Origin of the sequence: Dietzia aerolata, assembly GCF_014144865.1 — a bacterium.
GTDB lineage: Bacteria > Actinomycetota > Actinomycetes > Mycobacteriales > Mycobacteriaceae > Dietzia > Dietzia aerolata.
This window is the reverse complement of record NZ_JAALDM010000279.1, coordinates 1-1,960: the sequence shown is the minus strand read 5'-3', so window position 1 is coordinate 1,960 and position 1,960 is coordinate 1. Positions and strand designations below refer to the sequence as shown.

The 1,960-nt window shown below is 72.1% G+C and carries 2 protein-coding genes; both read left to right on the top strand.

What is annotated here, in order from left to right:
* Positions 1–299 precede the first annotated feature (299 nt).
* Positions 300–776: a DUF3499 family protein gene (locus tag G6016_RS14770; RefSeq protein WP_182633375.1), complete on the top strand. Its 477-nt coding sequence runs from the start codon at positions 300–302 to the stop codon at positions 774–776.
* Between the two features lie 88 nt (positions 777–864).
* Positions 865–1,960 (top strand): phosphomannomutase/phosphoglucomutase (locus G6016_RS14765; RefSeq protein WP_182633374.1); only part of this gene is annotated, 1,096 nt, incomplete at its 3' end.

Here is a 1,960-nt window from a genome sequence, read left to right as displayed (position 1 = left end):
CGCGGGCGCCTGCGCCCGGGATCACCGGGGAATTCGCGGACCGCGATCCGGCTGCCCGCGGCCACATCCGTCTGGCCCGCGCCGGGGATCGCGGTCCCGGTCGGAGGCCTGCCGGGGACATGGGCGCTGGGAGTCATGGCGCGAGGATAGCGCCGTCCGGTCCGGGTGGGCCGGAACGGTCCACACCCGTCCGCTCGGCGTGTCGCGGGCGGGGCGCGGGCGGGACGCAGATGTCGGTCGCGAAGTTGTGGGCGGGTCGGCGCCTGTTTCAACCGTGAACGCGGCTACGCTGGGATCTCGTGAGTGAGAATCGCCGCTGCTGTCGCCCGGGATGCCCCAATCGTGCGGTCGCCACGCTCACCTACGTCTACGCCGACTCGACCGCCGTCGTCGGCCCGCTCCCCGCGATGCAGGAACCGCACGCGTGGGACCTGTGCGCCGCACACGCCCTGCGCATCACCGCCCCGCGCGGGTGGGACCTGGTCCGGCACCCGGACATCGACACCTCGGCCGAGGACTCGGACCTCACCGCGATCCTCGACGCCGTCACCGGAGGGCCCGTCGGTGGTCGCCGCACGGGAGCCGCGCTCGTGGACGCCGAGCATCTCCGCCGACTCGGAGCCTCCGATCCGGGCCCGATGTTCCCCGAGGACGCGCCGGCGCCGTCCACGGGCCGCCCGCATCTTCGCGTGGTCCCGGACTCCGCAGAAGCCTCCGACCGGGTGACCGGCGGCCCCCTCGACCGGACCGAGGAGCACGGGCCCGGAATCGGGTGACCCCTCCTCGATGAGGCGGGTCCGTCCCCGGAACCGCACAGGTAGTCTCGCGGGTGACATCCACCCGTCTCATCCCCTGGAGCAGCACGTGGCACGCAGCGCCGAGTCCGTCCGAGCAGTTATCAAGGCCTACGACGTCCGAGGGATCGTCGGTGAGCAGATCGACGAGGACTTCGTCCGCGAGGTAGGCGGCGCGTTCGCCCGACTCATGCGGTCCGAAGGCGCCGGCACCGTCGTCGTCGGGCACGACATGCGGGATTCCTCTCCGGCACTGTCGACCGCATTCGCCGAGGGCGTCACCGCCCAGGGCCTAGACGTGGTGACCATCGGTCTGGCCTCCACCGACCAGCTCTACTACGCCTCCGGCCTGCTGGACTGCCCCGGCGCCATGTTCACCGCCAGCCACAACCCCGCGCAGTACAACGGCATCAAGCTGTGCCGCGCGGGCGCCAAGCCGGTCGGCCAGGAGTCCGGGCTGCAGGTCATCGCCGACGAGGTGATCGACGGCGTCCCCGCGTTCGACGGCGCCGCCGGAAGCGCGTCGGAGCGTGACGTCCTGACGGGCTACGGCGAGTACCTGCGCGGCCTGGTCGACCTGTCGGGCGTCCGCCCGCTCAAGGTGGCCGTGGACGCCGGCAACGGCATGGGCGGCCACACCGTCCCCGCGGTCCTGGGCGGACTGCCGCTGGAGATCGTGCCGCTGTACTTCGAACTGGACGGCAACTTCCCCAACCACGAGGCCAACCCGCTCGAGCCGGCGAACCTCGTGGACCTGCAGGCGCTGGTCCGCGAGAGCGGCGCCGACATCGGGCTGGCGTTCGACGGCGACGCCGACCGCTGCTTCGTGGTGGACGAGCGTGGCGAGCCGGTCGCGCCGTCGGCCATCACGGCTCTCGTCGCCGAGCGTGAGCTGGCCAAGGAGCCCGGTGCCACGATCATCTACAACCTCATCACCTCGCACGCGGTGCCCGAGCTCGTCGAGCGCAAGGGCGGCGTCGCCGTCCGTACGCGCGTGGGCCACAGCTTCATCAAGGCGCAGATGGCCGACACCGGTGCGGTGTTCGGCGGCGAGCACTCGGCGCACTACTACTTCCGCGACTTCTGGGGCGCCGACTCGGGGATGCTGGCCGCGATGCATGTACTCGCCGCACTCGGCGGGCAGGACGGCCCGCTGTCCGAGCTGA